This window comes from Variovorax sp. W2I14, from assembly GCF_050435205.1.
Taxonomy (GTDB): Bacteria; Pseudomonadota; Gammaproteobacteria; order Burkholderiales; family Burkholderiaceae_C; genus Variovorax; species Variovorax paradoxus_C.
The window spans coordinates 2,278,427-2,301,955 of record NZ_JBNDJX010000001.1 but is presented as its reverse complement, the minus strand read 5'-3'; the positions used below and the strand labels follow the sequence as shown (position 1 = coordinate 2,301,955).

The 23,529-nt window shown below is 65.3% G+C and carries 24 protein-coding genes, 1 tRNA gene and 1 pseudogene; 16 read left to right on the top strand and 10 right to left on the bottom strand.

Annotated elements, in window-relative coordinates; genetic code table 11:
* Positions 1-69 precede the first annotated feature (69 nt).
* The gene (locus QF040_RS10620; RefSeq protein ID WP_307644200.1) at positions 70-567 is read right to left on the bottom strand and encodes an Lrp/AsnC family transcriptional regulator; all 498 of its coding nucleotides are present in this window, start codon (positions 565-567) and stop codon (positions 70-72) included.
* Between the two features lie 121 nt (positions 568-688).
* On the opposite strand from QF040_RS10620, the gene yedA reads away from it, so the two are divergent.
* Entirely contained in the window at positions 689-1,600 is a 912-nt protein-coding gene (gene yedA, locus QF040_RS10615; protein WP_429610982.1) for a drug/metabolite exporter YedA, read from the top strand.
* A gap of 14 nt (positions 1,601-1,614) precedes the next feature.
* Here the strand turns inward: yedA and QF040_RS10610 are convergent, their stop codons facing one another.
* The 4 genes from QF040_RS10610 to QF040_RS10595 all read right to left on the bottom strand — a co-directional run bounded on the left by QF040_RS10610 (position 1,615) and on the right by QF040_RS10595 (position 5,696).
* Positions 1,615-2,253, bottom strand: coding sequence for a LysE family translocator (locus QF040_RS10610; RefSeq protein WP_429610981.1), 639 nt, complete (start codon positions 2,251-2,253; stop codon positions 1,615-1,617).
* Positions 2,250-2,885: an RnfABCDGE type electron transport complex subunit B gene (locus tag QF040_RS10605; RefSeq protein WP_429610980.1), complete on the bottom strand. Its 636-nt coding sequence runs from the start codon at positions 2,883-2,885 to the stop codon at positions 2,250-2,252. The genes QF040_RS10610 and QF040_RS10605 overlap by 4 nt, the downstream gene beginning before the upstream one ends.
* Before the next feature lie 17 nt (positions 2,886-2,902).
* Positions 2,903-4,342: a polyhydroxyalkanoate depolymerase gene (locus QF040_RS10600; RefSeq protein WP_429610979.1), complete on the bottom strand. Its 1,440-nt coding sequence runs from the start codon at positions 4,340-4,342 to the stop codon at positions 2,903-2,905.
* Between the two features lie 157 nt (positions 4,343-4,499).
* Positions 4,500-5,696, bottom strand: a complete 1,197-nt coding sequence (locus QF040_RS10595) for an amino acid aminotransferase (protein WP_429610978.1) — start codon at positions 5,694-5,696, stop codon at positions 4,500-4,502.
* A 105-nt stretch (positions 5,697-5,801) separates the two neighbouring features.
* Here QF040_RS10595 and uvrB point away from each other — a divergent pair, with 105 nt between their 5' ends.
* The 10 genes from uvrB (at position 5,802) to QF040_RS10545 (ending at position 14,533) form a co-directional block, all read left to right on the top strand.
* A complete protein-coding gene (gene uvrB, locus QF040_RS10590) occupies positions 5,802-7,919 on the top strand; it encodes an excinuclease ABC subunit UvrB (protein WP_307505193.1) in 2,118 nt (705 codons plus the stop codon).
* Positions 7,920-8,153: 234 nt separating this feature from the next.
* Positions 8,154-8,690, top strand: a complete 537-nt coding sequence (iscR, locus tag QF040_RS10585; protein ID WP_007828186.1) for a Fe-S cluster assembly transcriptional regulator IscR — start codon at positions 8,154-8,156, stop codon at positions 8,688-8,690.
* 88 nt (positions 8,691-8,778) lie between these two features.
* Positions 8,779-9,999 (top strand): IscS subfamily cysteine desulfurase, encoded by a 1,221-nt coding sequence (locus QF040_RS10580; RefSeq protein ID WP_093431823.1) that lies wholly within the window; start codon positions 8,779-8,781, stop codon positions 9,997-9,999.
* Positions 10,000-10,049: 50 nt separating this feature from the next.
* Positions 10,050-10,469, top strand: coding sequence for a Fe-S cluster assembly scaffold IscU (gene iscU, locus QF040_RS10575; RefSeq protein ID WP_013542156.1), 420 nt, complete (start codon positions 10,050-10,052; stop codon positions 10,467-10,469).
* Position 10,470: 1 nt separating this feature from the next.
* The gene (iscA, locus tag QF040_RS10570) at positions 10,471-10,794 is read left to right on the top strand and encodes an iron-sulfur cluster assembly protein IscA (protein ID WP_007828190.1); all 324 of its coding nucleotides are present in this window, start codon (positions 10,471-10,473) and stop codon (positions 10,792-10,794) included.
* A gap of 63 nt (positions 10,795-10,857) precedes the next feature.
* Positions 10,858-11,376: a Fe-S protein assembly co-chaperone HscB gene (gene hscB / locus QF040_RS10565; protein WP_429610977.1), complete on the top strand. Its 519-nt coding sequence runs from the start codon at positions 10,858-10,860 to the stop codon at positions 11,374-11,376.
* A gap of 6 nt (positions 11,377-11,382) precedes the next feature.
* Complete coding sequence (gene hscA, locus QF040_RS10560) at positions 11,383-13,245, top strand: Fe-S protein assembly chaperone HscA (RefSeq protein ID WP_429610976.1); 1,863 nt, start codon at positions 11,383-11,385, stop codon at positions 13,243-13,245.
* A 9-nt stretch (positions 13,246-13,254) separates the two neighbouring features.
* Positions 13,255-13,593, top strand: coding sequence for an ISC system 2Fe-2S type ferredoxin (fdx, locus tag QF040_RS10555; protein ID WP_013542153.1), 339 nt, complete (start codon positions 13,255-13,257; stop codon positions 13,591-13,593).
* An 85-nt stretch (positions 13,594-13,678) separates the two neighbouring features.
* On the top strand, positions 13,679-14,401 hold the full coding sequence (dnaQ, locus tag QF040_RS10550; RefSeq protein ID WP_429610975.1) for a DNA polymerase III subunit epsilon: 723 nt from the start codon (positions 13,679-13,681) through the stop codon (positions 14,399-14,401).
* Between the two features lie 57 nt (positions 14,402-14,458).
* A tRNA-Val gene (locus tag QF040_RS10545) sits at positions 14,459-14,533 on the top strand.
* Between the two features lie 51 nt (positions 14,534-14,584).
* Here the strand turns inward: QF040_RS10545 and QF040_RS10540 are convergent.
* Positions 14,585-15,550: a DUF1266 domain-containing protein gene (locus tag QF040_RS10540; RefSeq protein WP_429610974.1), complete on the bottom strand. Its 966-nt coding sequence runs from the start codon at positions 15,548-15,550 to the stop codon at positions 14,585-14,587.
* A 23-nt stretch (positions 15,551-15,573) separates the two neighbouring features.
* Between QF040_RS10540 and QF040_RS10535 the strand changes: the two genes are divergently transcribed.
* The 4 genes from QF040_RS10535 to QF040_RS10520 all read left to right on the top strand — a co-directional run bounded on the left by QF040_RS10535 (position 15,574) and on the right by QF040_RS10520 (position 18,038).
* The gene (locus QF040_RS10535; RefSeq protein ID WP_013542150.1) at positions 15,574-15,696 is read left to right on the top strand and encodes a hypothetical protein; all 123 of its coding nucleotides are present in this window, start codon (positions 15,574-15,576) and stop codon (positions 15,694-15,696) included.
* 31 nt (positions 15,697-15,727) lie between these two features.
* A complete protein-coding gene (locus QF040_RS10530) occupies positions 15,728-16,831 on the top strand; it encodes an NAD(P)/FAD-dependent oxidoreductase (protein WP_429610973.1) in 1,104 nt (367 codons plus the stop codon).
* A 130-nt stretch (positions 16,832-16,961) separates the two neighbouring features.
* Positions 16,962-17,258: a glycine zipper domain-containing protein gene (locus QF040_RS10525; RefSeq protein ID WP_013542148.1), complete on the top strand. Its 297-nt coding sequence runs from the start codon at positions 16,962-16,964 to the stop codon at positions 17,256-17,258.
* Positions 17,259-17,327: 69 nt separating this feature from the next.
* Positions 17,328-18,038, top strand: coding sequence for a phage holin family protein (locus QF040_RS10520; RefSeq protein WP_429610972.1), 711 nt, complete (start codon positions 17,328-17,330; stop codon positions 18,036-18,038).
* Positions 18,039-18,057: 19 nt separating this feature from the next.
* On the opposite strand, the gene QF040_RS10515 is transcribed toward QF040_RS10520, so the two are convergent.
* On the bottom strand, positions 18,058-19,131 hold the full coding sequence (locus QF040_RS10515; protein WP_429610971.1) for a quinone-dependent dihydroorotate dehydrogenase: 1,074 nt from the start codon (positions 19,129-19,131) through the stop codon (positions 18,058-18,060).
* Positions 19,132-19,176: 45 nt separating this feature from the next.
* On the opposite strand from QF040_RS10515, the gene rpiA reads away from it, so the two are divergent.
* Positions 19,177-19,890 (top strand): ribose-5-phosphate isomerase RpiA, encoded by a 714-nt coding sequence (rpiA, locus tag QF040_RS10510; RefSeq protein WP_429610970.1) that lies wholly within the window; start codon positions 19,177-19,179, stop codon positions 19,888-19,890.
* 19 nt (positions 19,891-19,909) lie between these two features.
* Here rpiA and QF040_RS10505 read toward each other — a convergent pair whose 3' ends face one another.
* The 3 genes and pseudogenes from QF040_RS10505 to folD form a co-directional block, all read right to left on the bottom strand.
* Positions 19,910-20,557 (bottom strand): glutaredoxin family protein, encoded by a 648-nt coding sequence (locus tag QF040_RS10505; protein ID WP_429610969.1) that lies wholly within the window; start codon positions 20,555-20,557, stop codon positions 19,910-19,912.
* A 30-nt stretch (positions 20,558-20,587) separates the two neighbouring features.
* A pseudogene (locus QF040_RS10500) lies at positions 20,588-22,646 on the bottom strand (M3 family metallopeptidase).
* A gap of 5 nt (positions 22,647-22,651) precedes the next feature.
* Positions 22,652-23,503: a bifunctional methylenetetrahydrofolate dehydrogenase/methenyltetrahydrofolate cyclohydrolase FolD gene (gene folD / locus QF040_RS10495; protein ID WP_429610968.1), complete on the bottom strand. Its 852-nt coding sequence runs from the start codon at positions 23,501-23,503 to the stop codon at positions 22,652-22,654.
* Between the last annotated feature and the right edge of the window lie 26 nt (positions 23,504-23,529).

Below are 23,529 nucleotides of genomic sequence, written 5' to 3'. Positions count from 1 at the left end.
GTTCGGGCTGAGTTTGTCGAAGCCTTGCGCGAGGCTTCGACAAGCTCAGCCCGAACGGTTTGAGGGCTATCAGGCGTTCAGCACCTTCCTGATCGGCGGCCGCACATCGGAGCGGTGCGGCGGCAGCATCGGCTGGTGCTCGCGCGCCGGGTTCAGGATGATCGAGGTCGCCGTCTCGGTGAGGATGCAGAACTTGGTGACCACCGCGTCGAGGTGGCTCACATCGATCACGGCGATCTCGAGGATCCAGCTGTCCTCGCCGGTCACGTTGTAAGCATTCACGCATTCGGGCGTGTCCTGCACCAGCTTCACGACAAGGTCGTAGTCGGCGCGGCCGACGCGGATGATCGCGCGGATGCCATAGCCCAGCTTGCCGAGGTTGACGGTGGCGCGGTAGCCGCTGATGACGCCCGCGGCTTCCAGCTTCTTCACGCGCTCAGTCACGGCCGGCTGGCTCAGGTGCACGCGGCGGCCGAGCTCGGCCATGGTGAGGCGCGCATCGTTCTGCAGCTCGGCGAGGATGCGGGTGTCGTGGGCGTCCAGCGCGGGGTTCAAGGTGAAGTCCATGGAACTCCTTTAAATCGACGGTGGTGAAGCGGTAGAACCGTGGAATCTCCATGGCTCGACGAAGGCGGCTTTCATACCATGGGCGGCGCTTCAGTACCAACAAAAACAGAGACCCCTCGATATGCCGACCCTTGCCGCTCCCGCCACGCCCGGCGCCAACCGTGGCGCGCTGCCGCCTCTGCTATGGCTCTGCCTTGCCGCCACCTGGGTGGTCTGGGGCTCGACCTACTTGGCGATCAAGTACGCGCTGATCAGCTTTCCGCCGTTCCTGCAGATGGGCTCGCGCTTTCTCTTTGCGGGCGTGCTGCTCGCGGTGTGGATGCGTTGGCGCGGTGCCGCGTGGCCCTCGCGGCTGCAATGGCGCAATGCGCTGGTGGTCGGCGCGTTGATGCTCGGCGGGGGCATGGGCGGTACGGCCCACGCCGAAGTGACGATCGGCTCGGGGCTCGTGGTGGCGTTCATCGCGGTGGTTCCGCTCTTGATCGCGTTGCTCAATTTGATCTGGGGCATCAAGCCGACGCGCATGGAAGCGGCGGGCATCGCGCTCGGCCTCGTCGGCGTGCTGATGCTCACGCAAGGCAGTGGTTTCCAGTCGTCGCCCGCGGGGCTGGCGGCGATTTCGATCGCCTGCATCTGCTGGTCGATGGGCAGCGTGCTGAGCCAGCGCAGCCTGCCGCTCGCGCCCGGTGCGATGGGCTTTGCCAGCGAAATGATCTGCGGCGGCGTGGTGCTGCTGGTGCTGGCGGCCGTCTCGCGCGAGAGCCTGGTGTGGCCGCCCGCGCCCGAGGCCGTCTGGGCCTGGCTGTACCTGGTGGTGTTCGGCTCGCTGATTGCCTTCAACGCCTACATGGTGCTGCTCGCGAAGGCGCCGGCTGCGCTGGCGGCGAGCTACACCTTCGTGAACCCGGTGATCGCGATGCTGCTGGGCGTGTGGATCGCCAACGAGACCGTCACGCGCTTCGAGTGGTACGCGGTGGCGGTGGTGCTGGCGGGGGTGCTGTTGCTGCTCTTCAAGCGTCCGAAGAAGGACTGAAGCGCTGAAGGCCTTCAGGTCCCTGGGCGGCGCCAGAACGCGAGCGTGGCGGCGAGAAGCCACATGCCGGCCGCGCAACTGCGGTTCAGCACCTTGAGGCCGCGGCGCGAGAGCCAGCGCACGGCCTGCGTGCCGGCAGCTGCGTAGGCCAGCATCACGCAGGTGTCGAGCACCACGAAGATCGCGCCGAGCAGCAGGTACTGCGGGCCTTGCGGCTGGGCGATGTCGATGAACTGCGGCAGGAAGGCCGCGAAGAACAGCACCGTCTTCGGATTCGAGAGCGCCACGAGCAGGCTGCGCATCAGCGCGACGCGGCCATGCGGGCGGACCTCGATGGCGGACTTTGCTAGCGCCGTGCCGAGGTCGGTCGCTTCGCTGCGCCAGAGCTTGATGCCGAGCCAGACGAGGTAGGCGACGCCCGCAATGCGGATCGCGTTGAAGAGCACTTCCGATGCCGCGAGCAGCGAGCCCAGCCCGAGCGCAACGACCGCGATCAGCGTGATGCTGCCGAGGGATGCGCCTGCAATGCCCCAACTCGCGCGCCGCATGCCGCCGTCGATGCCGTTGGACAGCGCCAGCAGCATCGTGGGGCCGGGAATCACGGCGAGGGCGAGCGAGGCGACGACGTAGATCAGGAGGGTGTCGAGTGTCATGGCTTGGGGGCGGTTTTTTCGCGTTGTTCGGCGGCGGCGCGGGCGCGCGCCAGGGCGGCTTCGACGATGGAGCGCTTGCGGGTATCGGCGGCTTGCGGCTCGGCGAGGACAGGGGCTGCTTCGGCCTCGCGCTTTATGGCAGCGCGGTGCTGGCCATGGAGCTTGTAGCGTTGCAGCGCGGCCTCGGCCTGTGCCTCTGACCATGCCTGCCAGCCGCTGCGGCCGGGCGTTTCGATTTCGAGCGAGATGCAATCGACGGGGCAGACCGGAATGCAAAGCTCGCAGCCGGTGCAGTGCGCCTCGACGACCGTGTGCATGCGCTTGTTGATGCCGACGATCGCATCGGTCGGGCAGGCATCGAGGCAGAGCGTGCAGCCGATGCACCACGCCTCGTCGATGACGGCCATGGCGCGCGGGCCTTCAGTGCCGAATTGCGGATCGAGCGGCAACGCGGGGCGGCCGGTGAGCAAGGCGAGGCGCTCGATGCCTTCGGCGCCACCGGGCGGGCATTGGTTGATGCCCGCTTCGCCATCGGCCACGGCTTGCGCGTAGCCGGCGCAATCGGGGTAGCCGCACCGTGTGCACTGCGTTTGCGGCAGTGCGTCGTTGATGCGTGCGGCCAGCCCGTTCACGATGGGTTGCGCGCGCCTCAGCGCGTGGTGCGCGCGCGCGGCTTCTTGGCTGCGGCCACGGATTTCTTGGCGGGGGCGGCCACAACAGCCTTCTTTGCGGCCGGTGACTTCTTGGCAGCAACGGCGGGGATCTTCCGACCCGGCTTGATCCGGTCTTCGGCCGCGAGGCTTTCGCGCGCACCGGCACGGCTTTGCGGCTGGTCGTTGGCGGCGATGAACTTCACCAGCTTCGGATAGACCAGTTCGCGCCAGCGGCGGCCGCTGAAAATGCCGTAGTGGCCCGCGCCCTTGACTTCGTAGTGCTCGCGCTTCGAATCGGCGACGCCGGTGCACAGGCTGTGCGCGGCTTCGGTCTGGCCCGAGCCGGAGATGTCGTCCAGCTCGCCTTCGACCGTCAGCAGCGCGGCGGTGCGGATGTCCTGCGGACGCACGCGCTCGATCTGGCCTTCGGGGTTCTTGACGTCCCAGGTGCCGTTCACGAGTTCGAACTGCTGGAACACGGTGCGGATGGTGTCGAGGTAGTAATCGGCGTCCATGTCGAGCACGGCGTTGTACTCGTCGTAGAACTTGCGGTGCGCCTCGGCACTCGCGTCGTCGCCCTTGATCAGGTCCTTGAAGTAGTCGTAGTGGCTCGATGCGTGGCGGTCGGGGTTCATCGCGACGAAGCCGGTGTGCTGCAGGAAGCCCGGGTACACGCGGCGGCCTTCACCCGGAAAGCCCTGCGGCACGCGGTAGATCACGTTGTTCTCGAACCATTCATAGCTCTTGTTCATCGCGAGGTTGTTGACCGCGGTGGGCGACTTGCGGGCGTCGATCGGGCCGCCCATCATCGTCAGCGTGAGCGGCAGCGGCTCCTTGCGGCTGGCCATGAGCGACACGGCGGCGAGCACCGGCACGGTGGGCTGGCACACGCTCACCACGTGGCAGTTGCCGTACTCGGCCTGCAGGCGGCGGATGAACTCCTGCACGTAGTTGATGTAGTCGTCCAGGTGGAATTCGCCTTCCGACAGCGGCACGAGGCGCGCGTTCTTCCAGTCGGTGATGTAGACCTTGTGGTCCTGCAGCATGGTGCGCACGGTGTCGCGCAGGAGCGTGGCGTAGTGACCCGACAGCGGCGCCACGATCAGCACCACGGGCTGGCTCTTGAGCGTCTTGAGGATGTGCGGCTCGTCGGTAAAGCGCTTGAAGCGGCGCAGTTCGCAGAACGGCTTGTCGAGCTCGACGGCCTCCTGGATGACGACTTCTTCGCCATCGACCTTCACCGACTTGATGTTGAACTCGGGCTTCTCGTAGTCCTTGCCCAGGCGATAGAGCAGGTCGTAGCCGGCGGCCATGCGCTGTGCCATCGGCAGCTGGCCCCACACGGCACCCTGGCCGTAGAGCTTGGAGGCCGCTTGTGCGAAGTCCGAAAACGGCTCCATCAGGGAACGCTGGGCTTCGTAGAGTTGATAGAGCATCGCTGGTCTTGGAGTGGAATGTTGCGGTGCAATATATCAGTGCATCTGCGGGCACGCAGGGGGCCTAACCCCTAGTCCGACCCGGCTGCGTGGACCCTTCTGGCGAAAGGTGTGAAGGAATCGTCGGAAGACGGATTCCTCCACACGTTGCTGTCACCTAGATGACTTTGGCGATCGACGCGCAGACGTAGTCGATGTTCTTGCTGTTGAGCGCAGCCACGCACATGCGGCCGGTGTCGGTGCCGTACACGCCGAACTCATTGCGCAGGCGCACCATCTGGTCCTTGTTGAGGCCCGAGTAGCTGAACATGCCGATCTGCGTGGTGATGAAGCTCATGTCTTCCTTCACGCCCGCCGCCTTCAGGCCATCGACCAGCTTCTGGCGCATGGCCTTGATGCGCACGCGCATCTCGCCGAGTTCCTTTTCCCACAGGGCGCGCAGTTCGGCGTTGCCGAGCACCGCGGCCACCACGGCGCCACCGTGGATCGGCGGGTTGCTGTAGTTGGTGCGGATGGCGATCTTGAGTTGCGACAGCACGCGGCCGGCTTCTTCCTTGTTCTCGCACAGCACCGAGAGGGCGCCGACGCGCTCGCCGTACAGGCTGAAGCTCTTGGAGAACGAGGTCGAGACGAAGAAGGTGAGGCCGGCGGCGACGAACTTGGCGACGGCTGCGCCGTCTTCCTTCAGGCCGTAGCCGAAGCCCTGGTAGGCCATGTCGAGGAAGGGCACGAGGCCCTTGGCCTTGACCGTGGCGACGACCTGGTCCCACTGCTCGGACGTGATGTCGTAGCCGGTCGGGTTGTGGCAGCAGGCGTGCAGCACGACGACGGTGCCCGCGGGTGCCGCATTGAGCGCGGCCAGCATGCCGTCGAAGTTGATGCCGCGCTTGGCGGCGTCGTAGTAGGGGTAGCTCTCGACTTCGAAGCCCGCGTTGGTGAACAGGGCGCGGTGGTTTTCCCAGCTCGGGTCGCTGATCAGCACCTTGGCCTTGGGGTTGAGCTTCTTCAGGAAGTCGGCGCCGACCTTCAGGCCGCCGGTGCCGCCGATCGCTTGAATGGTGGCCACGCGGCCCGAGGTGACGGGTTCGCTGTCGGCACCGAAAACCAGCGTCTTCACGGCGTTGTCGTACGCCACGATGCCGTCGATGGGGAGATAACCGCGCGCCGAGGGCGCTTTCATCATGTCCTGCTCGGCGGCCTGCACGCACTGGAGCAGGGGCAGCTTGCCGTTGTCGTCGTAATAGACGCCGACGCCGAGATTGACCTTGTTGGGGTTGGTATCGGCTGCAAATTGCTCGTTGAGGCCGAGGATCGGGTCGCGCGGTGCCATTTCGACCGCGGTGAACATAGACATGGAAAGGTCCTTTGGGATGAAAGCTTCGCTGGCAACCGGACTTGCGCTACGCTTTCCGGTTGCCTTGAATTTTACCGGCGCCATCGCCACCTGTCGGGAACAGCCATGCCAGAGAACACCGAAGCCATAGCAGACCTGAAGAAACTGGACCCGATCGGTCCGGTCAAGCAGGGCGAATTCGTCAAGTACCCCGACTCCCCGTTCGAGCTTTTCCAGCCCTATCCACCGGCCGGCGACCAGCCGAAGGCGATCCAGGGGCTGGTTGATGGCGTGATCGATGGCGAGGTGTTCCAGACGCTGCTGGGCGTCACGGGTTCGGGCAAGACCTTCACCATGGCCAACGTGATCGCCCGGTTGGGCCGGCCGGCCATCGTGTTCGCGCCCAACAAGACGCTGGCGGCGCAGCTCTACAGCGAGTTTCGCGAGTTCTTTCCGAAGAACGCGGTCGAGTACTTCGTGAGCTACTACGACTACTACCAGCCCGAGGCCTACGTACCGCAGCGCGACCTGTTCATCGAGAAGGACTCCTCGATCAACGAGCACATCGAGCAGATGCGTTTGTCTGCCACCAAGAGCGTGCTGGAGCGCCGCGACACGGTCATCGTGGCCACGGTGAGCGCGATCTACGGCATCGGCACGCCCGAGGACTACACGCAGATGCGTTTCATCATGCGGGTGGGCGACAAGATCGGGCAGCGCGACGTGATCAGTCGGCTGATCCGCATGCAGTACACCCGTAACGAACAGGACTTCGCGCGCGGCACATTCCGGGTGCGCGGCGACACCATCGACGTGTTTCCGGCCGAGCACAGCGAGCTGGCGATCCGCATCGAGCTGTTCGACGACGAGATCGAGTCGCTGCAACTCTTCGACCCGCTCACGGGGCGCATCCGCCAGAAGATTCCGCGGTTCACGGTGTACCCGTCGAGCCATTACGTGACGCCGCGCGACAAGGTGCTGGGTGCAGTCGAGACCATCAAGATCGAGCTGGCGGAGCGCCTCAAGGAATTCGTGTCGCAGGGCAAGCTCGTGGAGGCACAGCGCCTGGAGCAGCGCACGCGCTTCGACCTGGAGATGCTGGCCGAGATTGGCCATTGCAAGGGCATCGAGAACTACTCGCGCCACCTCTCGGGCGCTGCGCCCGGCGACCCGCCGGCCACGCTGACGGATTACCTGCCGAAGGACGCGCTGATGTTCCTCGACGAGAGCCACCAGATGATCGGCCAGCTCAACGCCATGTACAGCGGCGACCGCGCGCGCAAGACCACGCTGGTCGAGTACGGTTTCCGGCTGCCTTCGGCGATGGACAACCGGCCGCTCAAGTTCGAGGAGTTCGAAACGCGGGTGCGGCAGGCGATCTTCGTCTCGGCCACGCCCGCGCAGTACGAAAAAGACCATTCGGGCAATGTCGTCGAGCAACTGGTACGGCCTACGGGTCTGATCGATCCCGAGGTCGAGGTGCGTCCCGCAACGCACCAGGTGGATGATGTGTTGGGCGAGATCCGCATCCGCGTCGAGAAGAACGAGCGCGTGCTGATCACCACGCTGACCAAGCGCATGGCCGAGCAGCTGACCGATTACCTGGGCGACAACGGGGTGAAGGTGCGCTATCTGCACAGCGATGTGGACACGGTCGAGCGGGTGGAGATCCTCCGCGACCTGCGGCTGGGCACTTTCGACGTGCTGGTGGGCATCAACCTGCTGCGGGAAGGCCTGGACATTCCTGAGGTATCCCTGGTGGCGATCCTCGATGCGGACAAGGAAGGATTCCTCCGCGCCGAGCGCTCGCTGATCCAGACGATCGGCCGCGCCGCGCGGAACCTGCACGGCAAGGCAATCCTGTATGCCGACCGGATGACCGACTCGATGAAGAAGGCGATCGACGAAACCGAGCGCCGTCGTGCCCGGCAGATTGCGCACAACGAGGCCAACGGAATCACCCCGCGCAGCATCGTCAAGCAGGTGCGCGACCTGATCGACGGGGTCTATAGCGAGAAGACAGGCAAGGAAATGGCCAAGCTCGACCTGGAGCGCGCCAAGGTCGAGGACATGAGCGAGAAGGACATCGCGCGGGAAATCAAGCGACTGGAGAAGCTCATGCTCGAGCACGCCCGCAACCTCGAATTCGAGAAGGCAGCGCGGGTGCGGGACCAGTTGGCGCTGCTGCGCGAGCAGGCGTTCGGGGCTTCAGGCGGCGACAACATCGTGATCTTGCCGTCGTAGGCTGGAAGTCCGCGTTCTTCAAGTGGTTGGCGCTGGGGTTTACCCCAGCAGAGTTGAGGGCCTTCTGCTATACTTGACCGAAACACTCAACAACAAAAACTAGAACTTCGCGATGAAGGACCGACTCCTACCGACTGGTTCACCAGCGTCAAGGGTCGGGCAGGGCGGAGACGAAGTCACCGCGGTCCAGGACCACGGTGTCATTTCAACGGTAAGCACTTGAAGGAGCTTGCGATGCGTCTCACTACCAAAGGCCGTTTTGCGGTCACCGCCATGATCGATCTGGCCCTGCGCCAGAACACCGGTCCGGTCACCTTGGCTGCAATCAGTCAGCGGCAGCAGATTTCGTTGTCGTACCTCGAACAACTGTTCGGCAAGTTGCGCCGTCATGAATTGGTCGAGTCGACCCGTGGCCCCGGCGGCGGCTACAGCCTTGGCCGCAAGGCTGCGGATATTACCGTGGCCGACATCATTGTCTCCGTTGATGAGCCCATCGATGCCACGCAATGCGGTGGCAAGGAAAACTGCCTCGGCGAAGCCGGCCGTTGCATGACGCACGAACTCTGGGCTTCGCTGAACCAGCGCATGGTCGAGTTTCTCGACTCCGTCACGCTGCAGAAGCTCGTTGACGATCAGATCGCCAAGGGCGTGCAGATCGAAAACAAGCCGGTCGTCAAGCGCGCGATCTCGGCCCAGCCGGTGGTCAAGCCGATTCGCGTGAATGCGCCGAATTCGGTTTTTGCCCTCGGTAACGCCTTCGCCAAGTCCTGATGCCCTGAATCGCGGCAAGCGCCGTCGGGCGCTGCCGCGAGAGAAGCCCAGACCAAAGAACAACCCCCCACGCCAGCCCGAGCCAGCCATGGACGTCACTCCTCATTTCCCGATCTATCTCGATTACGGCGCGACCACGCCGGTCGACCCGCGTGTGGTCGACGCCATGATTCCCTGGTTGCGCGAGCATTTCGGCAACCCGGCGTCGCGCAGCCATGCCTGGGGCTGGGAGGCTGAAGAGGCTGTCGAGAAGGCGCGCGGCCAGGTGGCGGATCTGATCAATGCGGACCCCCGCGAGATCGTCTGGACCTCCGGTGCGACCGAGTCGATCAACCTCGCGCTCAAGGGTGCAGCCCAGTTCTACAAGGGCAAGGGCAAGCACCTCATCACGCTGAAGACCGAGCACAAGGCCGTGCTCGACACCATGCGTGAACTCGAGCGCCAGGGCTTTGAAGTCACTTACCTCGACGTCGAGGAAAACGGCCTGGTCGACCTCGATAAGTTCAAGGCTGCGATTCGCCCTGACACGATCCTGGCCAGCGTGCTCTTCGTGAACAACGAAATCGGCGTGATCCAGGACGTGGTCGCTCTCGGCAACGTCTGCCGCGAGAAGGGTGTGATCTTCCACGTCGACTCGGCCCAGGCCACCGGCAAGGTCGACATCGACATCACGAAGCTGCCCATCGACCTGATGAGCCTCGCCTCGCACAAGACCTACGGCCCCAAAGGCATCGGCGCGCTGTACGTGCGCCGCAAGCCGCGCATTCGCCTCGAAGCGCAAATGCATGGCGGCGGTCACGAGCGCGGCATGCGCTCGGGCACGTTGCCGACGCACCAGATCGTCGGCATGGGCGAGGCCTACCGCATCGCCAAGCTTGAGATGAAGGACGACATTGCCCATGCGCGCCGCCTGCAGCAGCGCTTGCTCGATGGCCTGAAGGATGTCGAACAGGTGTTCATCAACGGCGACCTCGAACGCCGCGTGCCGCACAACCTGAACATGAGTTTCAACTACGTCGAAGGCGAGTCGTTGATCATGGGCATCAAGGGCCTGGCGGTGTCGTCGGGTTCGGCCTGCACCTCGGCCAGCCTGGAGCCAAGCTATGTGCTGCGCGCACTGGGCCGCAGCGACGAGCTGGCTCACAGCAGCCTTCGCATGACCATCGGCCGTTTCACGACCGAAGAAGAAATCGACTACGCCATCTCGACCATCAAGCACAACGTCGCGAAGCTGCGCGAGCTGAGCCCCCTTTGGGAGATGTTCCAGGACGGCGTCGACATCAGCACGATCCAGTGGTCGGCCCACTGACCCAGGCCCGCCCAAGGCTCCACGATTGAACAAAGTTTGAGAGGTACACCATGGCATATTCTTCCAAGGTCATCGACCACTACGAAAATCCACGCAACGTCGGCTCTTTCGAAAAGGGCGACGATTCGGTGGGCACCGGCATGGTCGGCGCACCGGCCTGCGGCGACGTGATGAAGCTGCAGATCAAGGTCAACCCCGAAACCGGCGTGATCGAAGACGCACGCTTCAAGACCTACGGCTGCGGCTCGGCCATTGCCTCGTCGTCGCTCGTGACCGAATGGGTCAAGGGCAAGACGCTCGACGAAGCGGCTGCACTCAAGAACGCACAGATCGCCGAAGAACTGGCGCTGCCGCCGGTCAAGATCCACTGCTCGATCCTCGCGGAAGACGCCATCAAGGCGGCCGTGAGCGACTACAAGGCCAAGCACGGCGCCAAGACCGCCGAGTCGGCCGCCGAAGCCGTTCACTGAAATGGCCGTCACGCTGACCGAAGCCGCTGCGCGCCACGTCACCCGCTACCTCGGCAAACGAGGCAAGGGCGTGGGCGTGCGGCTGGGCGTGAAGACGACTGGCTGCTCGGGTCTGGCCTACAAGCTCGAGTACGTCGACGAGTTCACGCCTGAAGACGTGGTGTTCGAAGATCACGGCGTGAAGGTGCTGGTCGATCCCAAGAGCCTGGCCTATATCGACGGCACGCAGCTCGACTTCGTGCGCGAAGGCTTGAACGAAGGCTTCAAGTTCATCAACCCCAACGAGCGCGATCGCTGCGGTTGTGGAGAGAGTTTCCGCATCTGATGCGTCGTCGCTGATTGCGACCACAGCCGCCACCATGTCATGTGCTGGCGGTTTTTTCTTGCCATGAACCTGAACGACACCGACTTTGAACTGTTCGCCGTCCCGGCGACTTTCGCGCAGGACCGCGCCGCGCTCGACGCGCGTTGGAAAGAGCTGCAGCGCGAAGCGCACCCGGACCGCTTCGCCGCGCAGGGCGCCGCGGCGCAGCGCGTGGCGATGCAATGGTCGGTGCGCATCAACGAGGCCTATCAGCGGCTGAAAGACCCGATCCGCCGCGCAAGCTACATCTGCGAGCTGCACGACGCGCCGCTGAACGCCGAGAACAACACGGCGATGCCGCCCGATTTCCTGATGCAGCAGATGGAATGGCGCGAGGCGCTCGACGATGCAGGCGACATCGCCGCGGTCGAGAAGCTGCAGGCCGAGGTCGAGGCTGCGCGCACTCGTGCGCTGTCGTCCCTCGACTGGCTGATCGACGAGAAGGGCGATTACCCCGCTGCCGCGCAGCAGGTGAGAGCCCTCATGTTCATTGAGCGCTTCGGACACGACGTCGAAGCCAGATTCGATCAGTTGGGACAATAGGCCCTTATGGCTCTTCTTCAGATTTCCGAACCCGGCCAGGCGCCCGATCCGCATCAGCGCCGCATCGCCGTGGGCATCGACCTCGGCACCACGCATTCGCTGGTGGCCGCAGTGCGCAATGGCGTGGCCGAGTGCCTGCCCGACGACCAAGGCCGTGTGCTGTTGCCTTCGGCCGTGCGTTACCTCGATGGCGATCGCCGCCAGATCGGCTTCGATGCGCTCGCCGCACGCGCAGAGGACCCCGCCAACACCATCACCTCGGTGAAGCGCCTCATGGGCCGCGGCCTTGCCGACATCGCGAACCGCGAATCCATGTCGTACCGCATCGGCGGCGACGAGGGCGGCATGGTGAAGGTGCAGACCTCGGTGGGCGAGAAGTCGCCGGTCGAGATCAGCGCCGAGATCCTGGCCACGCTGCGTTTCCGCGCCGAAGACACCTTCGACGACGAGCTCTACGGCGCCGTCATCACCGTGCCGGCCTACTTCGACGAAGGCCAGCGCCAGGCCACCAAGGACGCCGCGCAGCTTGCCGGCCTCAACGTGCTGCGCCTGATCAGCGAACCCACGGCCGCGGCCATTGCCTACGGCCTCGACAACGCGAGCGAAGGCGTCTACGCGGTCTACGACCTCGGCGGCGGCACCTTCGACATCTCGATCCTGCGATTGACGCAGGGCGTGTTCGAAGTCATCTCGACTGGCGGCGATTCGGCGCTCGGCGGCGACGACTACGACCACGCGCTCGCCGATTTCGTGCTCGCACAAACCGACGTGAAGGTCAGAAACGACAGCGACAAAGCAGCGGTGCTCGTGGCAGCCCGCGCTGCGAAAGAGGCGCTCACCGATTCGGACGCCGTCGCCTTCCACGTGGATTTGGCCGGTGGCGCTGTGCGATTCGATTTGACCCGCGCACATTTCGACGCAGCAACCAAGCCGCTCACGGACAAGACCATCGCCGCCGTCCGCAAGGCCTTGCGTGATGCCAAGCTCAAGGCCGACGACCTGCAAGGCATCGTGCTCGTCGGCGGTTCCACCCGCATGCCGCAGATCCGCGAGGCCGTGGCTGCGTTCTTTGGCCGCGAGCCGTTGGTCAACCTGAATCCCGATGAAGTCGTCGCGCTCGGCGCAGCGATCCAGGCCAACCAGCTGGCCGGCAACAACGGCGCGGGCGATCTGCTGCTGCTCGATGTGATCCCGCTCTCGCTTGGCATCGAGACGATGGGCGGCCTGGTGGAGCGCATCGTGCCGCGCAACCAGACCATTCCGACCGCGATGGCGCAGGACTTCACGACATATCAAGACGGCCAGACGGCCCTCGCGCTGCACGTGGTGCAGGGCGAGCGCGACCTGGTGTCCGACTGCCGCAGCCTTGCGCGCTTCACGCTGCGCGGCATCCCGCCGATGGCGGCCGGCGCGGCGCGCATCCGCGTGACTTTCACTGTCGATGCCGATGGCTTGCTGAGCGTCAGCGCGAAGGAGCAGGGCAGCGGCGTGGAAGCCAGCGTGGCGGTCAAGCCGTCGTACGGTCTTTCGGATGACCAGATCGCGACCATGCTGCAGGAGAGTTTCTCCACCGCGCAGCAGGACATGCAGGCCCGCGCGCTCGTCGAGGCGCGTGTCGACGCCGACCGCATGCTGCTCGCCACGCAGAGCGCGCTGGATGCCGACGGCGGCCTGCTGAACGAGAACGAGCGCGCCGTCATCGACGCGTCGATGGCCAAGCTGCGCGAAGCCGCCAAGGGCAGCAGCGAAGCCGCCGCCATCGAAGCCGCCACCAAGAAGCTGGCCGACGACACCGAAGCCTTCGCCGCCCAGCGCATGAACGCGGGCATTGCGCGTGCACTCGCCGGCCGCAAGGTCGAATCCCTCTAGAACAACAACATGCCCACGATCAAGATCTATCCGCATCCCGAATACTGCCCGCAAGGCGCCGAGATCACCGCGCCCGCCGGCACCTCGATCTGCGAGGCGCTGCTCGATAACCACATCAACATCGAGCACGCCTGCGAGATGAGCTGCGCCTGCACCACCTGCCACGTGATCGTGCGGGAAGGTTTCAATTCGCTCAACGAGGCGGAAGAGGGCGAAGAAGACCTGCTCGACCGCGCTTGGGGGCTGGAGCCGCAATCGCGCCTGAGTTGCCAATCGATCCTGGCGCAGGAGAATGTGACGATCGAGATTCCGAAGTACTCGATCAACCACGCCAAGGAAAACCACTGATGAGCGCAGCGCCGGGCCGCCCCAAGCAAGCTCGCACCCCCTCGGGGGGCGACGAGGACACGAAGTGCCGAGACCGGGGGCACGCATGAGTCGTCAGATCGTCCTCGACACCGAAACCACCGGGCTTTCCGCCGAGAACGGCGACCGCGTCATCGAGCTCGGCTGCGTCGAGTTGTTCGCCCGCAAGCTCACCGGCAACGACCTGCACATCTACTTCAACCCCGAGCGCGAGAGCCATGAGGACGCGCTCAAGGTGCACGGCCTGACAACCGATTTCCTGCGCGACAAGCCGAAATTCGCCACGCTCGCCAACGACATCATTGAGTACCTGCGCGGCGCTGAGCTGATCATCCACAACGCGGCATTCGACGTCGGGTTCCTCAACAAGGAATTCGAGCGCGCGGGTCTGCCGCCGCTGCGCACCTTCGTTGCCGAAGTGACCGACACACTGGCCATGGCGAAGCTGGTGTACCCCGGCAAGCGCAATTCGCTCGACGCGTTGTGCGACCGCTTTGGCGTTGACCGCTCGAACCGCACTTTCCACGGCGCCAAGCTCGACGCGCAGCTGCTGGCCGACGTCTACATCAACCTTACGCGCGGGCAGGATGCGCTATTGATCGACGTGGCATCGAACGAGCCGGCGCAGGGCACCACGGTGGTGGCGATCGACCTGAGCCAGTTCGAACTGCCGGTGATCGTGGCAGGCGAGCAGGAACTGGCGGCGCACGAGGCGGTGTTGTCGCAGCTCGACAAATCCAGCGGCGGCCGCACGCTGTTTCGCCAAAACAGCGGAAATGCTGTGGCATAATCGAAGGCTTCGCAGACAACGCGATTGATTCCACGGCACAGCAACTCGCTGTGCCACGGGCGGTTAGCTCAGGGGTAGAGCACAGCATTCACACTGCTGGGGTCGGAGGTTCGAAACCTCCACCGCCCACCAAAATTTCACGACACGGCACCTTCGGGTGCCGCTTTCGTTGGCGCCGCCGTTTCAGCGAAAGGGCACGCTGCGATAGGGGCTGCGGGCGTCGTTCAGCAGCATGCGGTTCGCGCGCAGCAGGTGTTCCTCGCGGGCGTCGGAATAGCGCCAGATCAAGCCGGCGGCAATGTACGCGACGCTCACCTGCGACCAGTCGGCATACGCCTCGCGCACCTGCGCATTCAACGCGCCCGCGAAACCGGCGAATTCCTCGCGCCCGATGAAGCCGAGCTGAACCGCCCATCGCGAAAGGCTCGCCAACCGCACGGCATCCCAGGCGACCAGGTTGGAAATCTGAGACGGCGAAACCTTGAAGTGCTTGCGCAAGGCATTGACCCAACTCGGGCTGCCCGATACCAGTTGGCTCAAGTCCGTCACCGACCGTCCGCTTTCCGCCCCCAGCGCGCGGTAGTCCAGGCTCTTGCGCGCCTTGATCTGAAAGAACGCCGGAAACCATGCATCCATGACCAGCCGCAGCACCGCCGGCGTGCTCTGGGTCGCCGCATCGACCGCGGCGACGGCCTGCCAGGTAGACAGATAAGTCGAACGCTGTCCTTCCTCCGCCAGCCACCGCGCCGTTTCCTCGAAGCTCTCACGGTCGTGAACGCTCCAGACTTGCGAGATGCCGCCGCGCAACTCGTCGTCATCTTTCCCGGTAGCCACGGCATTCACGAAATCGCCGTTGAACGCGGACAACGGTGCGCTCAGCGTGACCAGCCATTGCTCTTCGGCTGTGAGCGTCTCTGCGGTGCCGTAATGAAGCTTCTCGTTGTCGAGCAGCGCATGCCCGAGCGTGTCTCTGATGCCCATTGATTTCCCTCCAGTTTTCTTGAAACATGAATGCATCCGGATTGGATGCCAGCTGAATCGGCGTCGACGGCGAATCTTAAACAGCAGTTCTCGCCTGTATTTGCACTGTCGGCCCGCGCTGACGCGAAGTGCCGTTGCATGCTGGCTGGCCACTGGCGGCAACGGCATAGAAGGAGGGAAAGGAGGCGACCATGGCTACACATCCCGATATTCCAGCTCCCGTGTCACCCAAGTTGCCGGTGGAGCCCGACGAAGGGCCGAGCACGCCGCCCGACGAGCCTACGGATCCGGAGCCGCCGCCCTCCATCTCGTGATCCGCTGGGTCGGCCGCGATAAGCTCGCGCCATGGACGAACTCGATTGCGCCGTCATCGGCGGTGGTGTGGTGGGGCTGGCAGTGGCGCGCGCCTTGGCGCTCGCGGGCCGGGAGGTGCTGGTGCTCGAAGCCGAAGGTGCCATCGGCACAGGAACCAGTTCGCGCAACAGCGAAGTCATTCATGCCGGCATCTATTACCCGCAGGGCTCGCTGAAGGCGAAGCTGTGTGTGGAAGGGCGGAACGCGCTTTACGCATATGCGGCGGAGCGCGGTGTGCCGCACCGGCGTTGCGGCAAGCTCATCGTGGCGACCTCCGCCGAGCAGGTGGGTCAACTCGAATCGATCCGCGCGAAGGCCGAGGCCAACGGTGTCGACGACCTCGTGCAGATCACCGCGCAGCAGGCACTGGAGATGGAGCCGCAACTGCATTGCACGGCGGCGCTGCATTCGCCCAGCACCGGCATCATCGACAGCCACGCACTCATGCTGAGCCTGCTCGGCGACCTGGAGAACGCAGGCGGCATGCTGGCGCTGAAGTCGCCCATCACGCGCGCCGAATGCAGCGACCAGGGCATCGTCCTGATCGCCGAGGATGGAACGGCGCTGCGCTGCCGCAGCGTCGTCAATGCGGCGGGGCTCGGTGCGCCGGCGCTGGCCAGGCGCTTCGAAGGGCTGCCTGCGTCGGCGATCCCGACCGAGTATTTCGCCAAGGGCAACTACTTCACCCTCTCGGGCCGGGCTCCCTTCAGCCGTCTCATCTACCCGGTGCCCGAGCCCGGAGGCCTCGGCGTTCACCTGACGCTCGACCTCGGTGGCCAGGCGAAGTTCGGCCCTGATGTGCAGTGGGTCGAGTCGGCCGACGACCTCGTGGTGAACCCCGCCCGCGGCAACGGCTTCTATGCCGAGGTGCGCAAATACTGGCCTGCGCTGCCCGATGGTGGATTGATTCCGGGCTATGCCGGCATGCGGCCGAAGATATCGGGCCCCGGCGAGCCGGCGGCCGACTTCAGGATCGACGGTCCCGCGTCGCACGGCGTACGGGGGCTGGTCAACCTGTTCGGCATCGAATCGCCGGGGCTCACCAGCAGCATCGCGATCGGCGCCCATGTCGCCCGGCTGCTGGCCGATGCGTGAGCCATCGCACGCACAAGTCTGCACACCTGCCGCGCATGAGGGGCTTTCGAGCCTGTAACATGACACCACGCCATATGCTGGCGTGAAGCCGCCGGCGCGGTGCCGGTGCCATCACGGAGGAAAGATTCCAATGAGTGCATCCAACAATCTTGAAGCAGCAGCCGAAGACATCGCAAGCGACGTGCGCGGCGTGCTGGCCAGCAAGGACCTGGATTCGGTTCCCCACATCAAGGCGCTGCGTCAGCGCATCGATACCAAGCTCGCCATCGCGCGCGAACTCGCCGCCGAGAAGAGCAAGCTCGCCGCCAAGAAGGCGCGCGAGGCGGCCACCGCCACCAACGCCTACGCCCACGACGAACCTTGGCAGATCGCAGGCGCCGCACTGGCCGTCGGCGTGCTGGTGGGTCTGTTGCTTGGCCGCCGCTGATCGCGCTGATCCAAGCGCGCACTGCCGGGTCGTTCGTTTCCGCGCGTTGAGCGGGGCTGGAGCATGCCCATGAGGCTGCTCTCGCTACTGGGGCTGAGTGGCCGCATACGGCAACTGCGCATTGCTGCCGCCGAAGGCGCGCTGGCAGCCGAAGACCGGGTGCAACTGCTGCGCATGGCCTGGGAAGACGAGAAACAGCGCCTGAAGCTGATGCTCGTCCTCGTGGTGGCCGTGCTCGGGCTCACCACGGTCACCGTCGCGCTGCTGTCGGTGGCGGTGGTGGTGCATTTCTGGGAAACGCCGCACCGCATCACGGCCGCATGGTCGGTGGCCGGTGTCTGGGTCGTGCTCTGGCTGGCTGCGGCAATCGGGCTGCTGCAGACCTTGCGCAATGCCTCCAACAGCTTCACTCCGGCGCGCCAGGAGTTCGAGCGCGACTGGGCCTGGGTGCAGGACAGTTTCGGGCTCGGCAAGGACCCGGAAGACGAGGAAGCGCCGCGACCCCCGCGCCCGTCCACACGCGAGGAGTTGCTGGCACGCATGGAGCGTCAACGCGAGCGCATCGCGACACTGCAAGGTGGCCGCGAAACAGAGCCTGCCAGTCCGGAGCGCGCAGCGCCTCCGCCCAATGAGACGGCTTCTGCCGCCGCATTGCGAATTGCGCGGGCGCATCCGGTGGCCACCGGCGTTGTCGCAGCCGCTGCCGTGGTGGTGCTCCGCCCGAAGCGCCTGCTGCGCTGGGCAGCAGTCATCGCGCCGATTCTTTGGCGCATGCGCTGACGAAGAAGTGTGAAAGGTCTCAGGCCTTGCTGCGATCACGCAGCAGCGCCTGGGCCGTCTCGCGGACCAGTGCCGGGCCGCGGTAGATGAGGCCGGTGTAGATCTGCACCACGTCCGCGCCCGCGGCGATCTTGGCCCTGGCATCGGCCGCGCTCAGGATGCCGCCCACGCCGATGATCGGAAAGTCCTTCCCCAACGCCGTACGCAGCTGCGCAATCACGCGGTTGCTTGCTTCGCGCACCGGCGCGCCCGACAAGCCACCGGCTTCTTCCGCATGCGGCAGTCCGGCCACCGCATCGCGAGCCAGCGTGGTGTTCGTCGCGATCACGCCGTCCATCCGGTGGCGTTGCAGGGTTGCGGCAATGACCGCGATCTGGGCTTCATCGAGATCGGGCGCGATCTTCACGAACAGCGGCGAGCGCTTGCCGTGGCGCGTGGCCAGTGCCTCGCGGCGCTCGGCCACTGCGCCGAGCAGCGCATCGAGCGCTTCGTCGCTCTGCAGCGTGCGCAGGTTGGCCGTGTTGGGGCTCGAGATGTTGATCGTCACGTAGTCGGCATGCGGATACACGCCGTCCAGACAGGCGAGGTAATCGTCCACCGCGCGCTCGATCGGCGTGGCAGCGTTCTTGCCGATGTTGAGGCCCAGCAGCATCGGTGATTTGCCGCCGCCGCTCTTGCGAAAACGTGCCTTCTGCACATTGGCCAGGAAGGCGTCGAGCCCTTCGTTGTTGAAACCGAGCCGGTTGATCAGCGCATCGCGCTGCGGCAGGCGGAACATGCGCGGCTTCGGATTGCCCGGCTGCGCTTTCGGCGTGACCGTGCCGACTTCGACGAACCCGAAACCCATGGCTGCAAAGGCGTCGATGCAGCGGGCGTTCTTGTCGAGCCCTGCAGCCAGGCCCACGCGGTTCGGAAAGGTCAGCCCGGCCAGCGTGACGGGGTCGTCCACGCGCGGGGCGGAATAGGCGCAGGCCAGCGGCGTGTTCTGCGTACGGGCGAGGCCGTCGAGGGTGATTTCATGGGCGTGCTCGGGATCGAAACCGAACAGGAAAGGGCGGGCCAGGCCGTAGAGCGAAGAGGGCAGCAGGGGCATCGGATAATTCTCGTCTCGACTTCAATGAGCCAAGGATTCTCCGCGATGACCGCACCCGCCTCCCCATCCCCCGCGACCCCTGTCCTGTCCCAGGACGAACTCAAGACCCAGGTCGGCCTTGCCGCGCTGGCCTATGTGGTCAAGGGCGAGATCGTCGGCGTTGGCACCGGCTCGACGGTCAACAAGTTCATCGATGCGCTGGCGACGATCAAGGACGAGATCAGGGGTGCCGTCTCGAGCTCGGTGGCATCGACCGAACGCCTGCGTGCGCTGGGCATTCAGGTGTTCGACAGCAACGAGGTGGAAGAACTGGCCGTCTACATCGACGGTGCCGATGAAATCGATCACCGCGGCTTCATGGTGAAGGGCGGCGGCGCGGCGCTCACGCGCGAGAAGATCGTCGCGGCGCAGTCCAAGCGCTTCGTCTGCATCGCCGACGCCTCCAAGCTGGTCGAGACGCTGGGCGCCTTCCCGCTGCCGGTGGAGGTGGTCCCGATGGCGGTGCGCCGCGTCATGCGCCAGTTCGCCAGGCTGGGCGGAATCGCCCAGGTGCGCGAGAAGGACGGCCTGCCGCTGGTCACCGACAACGGCCAGCACATCGTCGACGTGACGGGCCTCCAGATCGCCGATCCGCTCGCTTTCGAGTCCGAGGTGAGCCAATGGCCCGGCGTGGTGACGGTCGGTGTCTTTGCCCACCAGAAGGCTGACGTGTGCCTGTTGGGCACCGCGACGGGCGTGAAGACGATGCAGTTCGCCTGAGAAGGCGAACCGCCCGGCGTCAGAACTTGATGCCGGCCGGGTTGCCCGCACCCGGATCGCTCGGTGCAGCGGGCGGCGGCGCGGGCTGCGCGGCGGGTGCTGCTGCGGCGCGGGGAGCCGGCGCTGCCTGCTGTGCGGCGACCAGAGGGCGGGCCGGCGCATTGCGGTAGCCCGCGGGCAGGCTGTTGCTCTTGGGGTAGCCCGCCGCATCGAGGTACTGCGACCACTCGGCGTCACCGTAGCCCTTGAGCTGCTGCGAGCCGATGGTGAGCAGCGGCAGCGAACTCTGGCTGCTCAGCCGCTGCAGCGCCTCGATTTCTTCATTGCTCTTGACCGTGCGTTCCTCGAACGGAATGCCGCGCGTGGTGAGCAGCGTGCGGGCCGCGCTGCAGGGTGCGCAGTCTTCGCTCGTGTACAGCGTGACCGGATACCGCTGCGCCACCTGCCGCAACTCGTAGGCCAGCCCGGCCGTGTTGGCCGGTGAACTGGCGCCTTGCGGGGCCGCTGCCGGTTCGGTGCTGGCAGTTGGCGCGCGGTCCGAGAAAGTGACCTTGCCGTTCTTGTCGACGTTGCGATAGATCGGCTGGGCCATCGCGCCTGCGGCGACGAGCAGCAGGGCGAGACCGGTCAGGCGATGCGACGGGAATTTGTAAGGCGTCAGATACATGTCCCGAGTATCGCAAGCTTCAGCGCCGCATCAAGCAGGCTGGGCCTCGGCCATGCCCTGATGTCGCAGCAATGCATCAAGCTGGGGCTCGCGGCCGCGGAAAGCCTTGAACGAATCCATGGCGCTGCGGCTGCCGCCAGCCTCCAGGATGGCCTGGCGGTACTTGCGGCCGGTCTCGATGTTCGGCTCGCCGTCGGCGCCCACGGTTTCCTCGAAGGCCGCATAGGCGTCGGCGCTCAGCACCTCGGCCCACTTGTAGCTGTAGTAGCCGGCCGCGTAGCCGCCCGAGAAGATGTGGCTGAAAGTATTCGGCGTGCGGCTGAACGGCGGCGAGGGCATCACCGCCACTTCGCTGCGCACCTTGCCCAGCAGCGCCATCACGTCGCCCGGCTTCGCGGCGGCCGCGTGGTATTCGGTGTGCAGCAGCATGTCGAACAGCGAGAACTCGATCTGGCGCAGCGTCTGCAGGCCGCTCTGGAAGTTCTTGGCGGCGGTCATCTTGTCGAAGAGCGCGCGCGGCAGCGGCTCGCCGGTGTCGACGTGGGCCGTCATGTGACTGAGCACGTCCCACTCCCAGCAGAAGTTCTCCATGAACTGGCTCGGCAGCTCGACCGCGTCCCACTCCACGCCGCTGATGCCCGAGACGTCGCGCTCGTTCACCTGGGTGAGCATGTGATGCAGGCCGTGGCCGAACTCGTGGAAGAGGGTGGTCACGTCGTCGTGCGTGAGGAGCGGTGGCTTGCCGTCCACGCCGCTCGCGAAGTTGCAGACCAATTGCGCGACCGGCGTCTGCAGCACGCCGTTGTCGGGGCGCAGCCACCGGGCGCGCACGTCGTCCATCCAGGCGCCGCCGCGCTTGGCGGCGCGGGCGGAGGGGTCGAGATAGAACTGGCCGACCTTCTGGCCGGCGCGCTCGATGCGATAGAACTCGACACTCGGATGCCACGTCGGCGCGCTGTCGCGACGTATCGACACTTCGAAGAGCGTCTCGACGATCTTGAAAAGACCCGCCATCACCTTCGGCGCGGGGAAGTACTGCTTCACCTCCTGCTCGCTGAAGGCATAGCGCGCTTCCTTGAGCTTCTCGCCGATGTAGCTCCAGTCCCAGGGCTGCGGATCGGTGATGCTCAGTTGTTCGGCGGCAAAGGCACGCAGGTCCGCGAGATCGCGTTCGCCATACGGCTTGGCCTTGGTCGCCAGATCGCGCAGGAACTTGACGACCTGCTCGGGCGATTCGGCCATCTTCGGAACGACCGACAGCTCGCCGAAATTCTTGTAGCCCAGGAGCTTCGCCTCTTCTTCGCGCAGCGCGAGGATCTCGGTGATGAGAGCCGTGTTGTCGAAGGCGGCATCGCCGAACTCGCTGGCACGCGTGACGTAGGCGCGGTAGAGCGTTTCGCGCAAGGCGCTGCTCTTGGCGAACTGCATCACCGGCAGGTAGCACGGCATCTTGAGCGTGAGCTTGTAGCCGTCCTTGCCGTCGGCTTCGGCGGCAGCGCGCGCGGCGCTCACCACGTCTTCAGGCACGCCTTCGAGTTCGCCGAGCTTGGCGTAGTACGCAAAGGCATCGGTGGCATCGAGTGCGTTCTCGCTGAACTTCTGGCTGAGTTCGGCCTGGCGCTCCTGGATGTCGGCAAAGCGCTTCTTGGCGTCGCCCTGCAACTCGGCGCCGCCGAGCACGAAGTTGCGCACGGCGTTGCGATGCGCCTGGCGCTGCTCGGCATTGAGCGTGGCGACGTCGATGGCCTTGTACTTCGCGTAGAGCCGTTCGTCGGAGCCCAGGCGGGTCCAGAAGGCGGTGACGCGCGGCATCGCCTCGTTGTAGGCGGCGCGCAGCTCGGGCGTGTCGGCCACGGCATTGAGATGGCCCCACGGCGCCCCATGCGCGGCTGAAGCGCTCGGAAGCCACGTCGAGCACCTTCGAGATCGCGTTCCAGTCGGCGGGAAATTCGGGCGCCGTCACGGCCTGCAGGGCGGTCTCGGCATCGGCCAGCAGCGTGTCTACGGCCGGCGCCACGTGCTCGGGCCTGATGCGGTCGAACAGCGGGAGGTCGTTGAAGTCGAGGAGGGGGTTGTTCGTGGTGGCCATGAAAGTTACTTTGCGGCGCGTTCGGCGGCTTCAAGGGTGTTGGCGAGCAGCATGGCGCGGGTCATCGGGCCGACGCCGCCGGGCACGGGAGTGATCCAGCTGGCCACTTCCTTCACGCCGTCGAAATCGACGTCGCCTGCCAGCTTGCCGTCCGCCTTGCGGTTCATGCCGACGTCGATGACGACCGCGCCGGGCTTCACCATGTCGGCCGTGAGCAGGTTCAGCTTGCCGACGGCGGCGACGATCACGTCGGCCTGCCGCGTGATCGCGCCCAGGTCTTGCGTCGCACTGTGGCAGATGGTCACGGTGGCGCTCTTGGCCAGCAGCATCATCGCCATCGGCTTGCCGACGATGTTGCTGCGGCCGACGACCACCGCATGCTTGCCGCGCAAGTCGTAGCCGATGGCTTCGAGCATCTTCATGCAGCCGTGCGGCGTGCAGGGCCAGAAGCCAGGAGCGCCGGTCATCAGTGCACCGGCGCTGGCGACGTGGAAACCGTCGACGTCCTTGGCGGGCGAGATGGTCTCGATGACCTTCTGGCTGTCCATGTGCTTCGGAAGCGGCAGCTGCACCAGGATGCCGTGCACCTTGGGGTCGTCGTTGAGCGCGCGGATGCGGGCCAGCAGGTCGGCCTCGGTCATGTCGGCGGGGTAGGTCTCCAGCGTGGCTTCGAGGCCCGTCTGCGTGCTGTCGTTGACCTTGTGCTTCGTGTAGACCTGGCTGGCCGGGTCTTCGCCCACGAGGATGATGGAAAGAGCCGGGTTCACGCCACGGGCCTTGAGTGCGGCGGTGCGGCCTGCGACTTCGGCGCGGATGGTTTTGGCGAGGGCGTTGCCGTCGATCAGTTGGGCGGTCATCGGTTTCGATTTTCCAAGTAAAAACG